The 1,811-nt window shown below is 58.5% G+C and carries 2 protein-coding genes and 1 rRNA gene; 2 read left to right on the top strand and 1 reads right to left on the bottom strand.

Annotated features, from left to right (window positions below; all coding sequences use genetic code 11):
* Positions 1-134 precede the first annotated feature (134 nt).
* Together rrf and msrA are read left to right on the top strand one after the other, a co-directional pair.
* Positions 135-248 (top strand): 5S ribosomal RNA (gene rrf, locus ACCAA_RS04510).
* A 102-nt stretch (positions 249-350) separates the two neighbouring features.
* On the top strand, positions 351-899 hold the full coding sequence (gene msrA, locus ACCAA_RS04505; RefSeq protein ID WP_186406052.1) for a peptide-methionine (S)-S-oxide reductase MsrA: 549 nt from the start codon (positions 351-353) through the stop codon (positions 897-899).
* Here the strand turns inward: msrA and ACCAA_RS04500 are convergent.
* The gene (locus tag ACCAA_RS04500) at positions 883-1,716 is read right to left on the bottom strand and encodes an alpha/beta fold hydrolase (protein WP_186406051.1); all 834 of its coding nucleotides are present in this window, start codon (positions 1,714-1,716) and stop codon (positions 883-885) included. The genes msrA and ACCAA_RS04500 overlap by 17 nt on opposite strands.
* Positions 1,717-1,811: the final 95 nt, after the last annotated feature.

Here is a 1,811-nt window from a genome sequence, read left to right as displayed (position 1 = left end):
AACTCAACGCTCAACACCGGTCCGAACCCATGCTCACGCTACGGTTCGCCCACCGGATCGAAAACAATCACAACCCTTGTACCAAACCTTCTTCCAACGCACCCCGCTACCACGCGGCGTGCGAACCAGTTTTGCTTGGCGGCCATAGCCCTTTGGACCCACCCCTTCCCATCCCGAACAGGACCGTGAAACGAAGGCACGCCGATGATAGTGCATACTTCATGTGTGAAAGTAGGTCACCGCCAGGCTCCCCAAAATACAAAGCCCTCTCCGCTCCGCGGTGAGGGCTTTGTGCGTTTGAGAATCCTGAATCGTTTAATGGCAGAACGACGGATACGGAGGGCGGGACAATGAAACCAGGCAGCGAAATTGCAACCCTTGGCGGCGGGTGTTTCTGGTGCCTGGAAGCGGTCTTCGAGCAGATGGTCGGGGTTGAGTCGGTCGTGTCAGGTTATTGCGGCGGCCATCTGGATAACCCGGGCTATGCCGCCGTGTGTGACGGACGGACGGGGCATGCAGAGGTCGTCCAGATCACCTTCGACGCGACGCAATGCAGCTTCCGGGAAATCCTGGAGGTTTTCTTTGCCATTCACGACCCGACGACGCTCAATCGGCAGGGTAACGATGTCGGCACCCAGTACCGATCGGCCATCTTCTATCACACGGCTGAGCAGCGCCAGGTGGCTGCGTCGCTGATCGCCGAACTCGACAGCGACAGGCTCTGGGCAGGCCCGATCGTCACTGAACTGCTGCCGAGGCCGACATTCTTTGCTGCCGAGCCTTATCATCAGCAGTATTTTCGCAGGAACCCCGATCAAGGTTACTGCCAGGTCGTCGTCAGCCCCAAACTGGCGAAGTTTCGCCGGAAGTTTGCCAACCGTCTCAAGGCGAATCGATGAACTCGCGCAGGTCACTGACGAAACGCTCGCGTTCCCATTGATGCGGCGAGTGATCGCTGCCTTCATAGATGCGTAGCACCGCGCCGGCGATTCTGCTCTTCACGTAGTGCGCAGTCTCTCCCCGGTAGTAATTACTGGCTCCGCCATAGACTAGAAGTGCAGGAATATCGATTCGATCGAGAGTGGCGCGATAGTCGGCTTCGGTGAGGCTCTCCCAGCAGGCGATCAGCGGCGAAGGATCCTGTTCCGTGAGCCAACGGCGGGCTTTTTCCAGTCCGCTCGATTTTTCCTGATACTTTTGTCGGGCAGGCTGATTGAGGCCCATTCCACCAAGTCGCAGAACCGATTCGGCAAAGTCATTTTCAAGATGAGTCAGGAAGGCGGCCGAACGTTCGCGGTCGAAATCGCCGTAGATGCCGTCCAGCCAGTCATCGTCAGTCAGCAGTTTTGGTGACTGGTCAATGAAGCAGACCTTGCGCAGGTTCCTGCAGCCATGCTCCGCAATGTACTGCCACAGGGTCAGCGCGCCCATCGAGTGACCAACCGCTACCAGGCTAGTCAGATGATAGTGGTCGATCAGGTTATGGAGGTCTTGCGCCATTCGCTGAACAGTCGGCACCGTGTCGCGTGACAGTCGATGCCCGCCATGGCCGCGGGCGTCCCAGCGGTAGACACGATGGTGCGGCGTCAGCCGGTCGAGGAACGGTGACCATTCACGGTGGCTGGCGGTCCAGCCGTGCAGCATGACGATTGGCGAGCCATCGCCCGCCACCTGGACGTGGATCTTTTCTCCATCGTCGGCAAAGAAATGGGTCATCGAATCGGGCGAGCAGGGAAAGCGATCAGGGTGGTGTTAACGGCGTCGTCATTCCGTAGAAATCTGGCGTCGACAGTTTTGCAGCGTAGCCCGCA

Origin of the sequence: Candidatus Accumulibacter aalborgensis (assembly GCF_900089955.1) — a bacterium.
Lineage (GTDB): Bacteria > Pseudomonadota > Gammaproteobacteria > Burkholderiales > Rhodocyclaceae > Accumulibacter > Accumulibacter aalborgensis.
The sequence above is the reverse complement of the archived record's forward strand: the minus strand, read 5'-3'. Positions and strand labels throughout refer to the sequence as shown.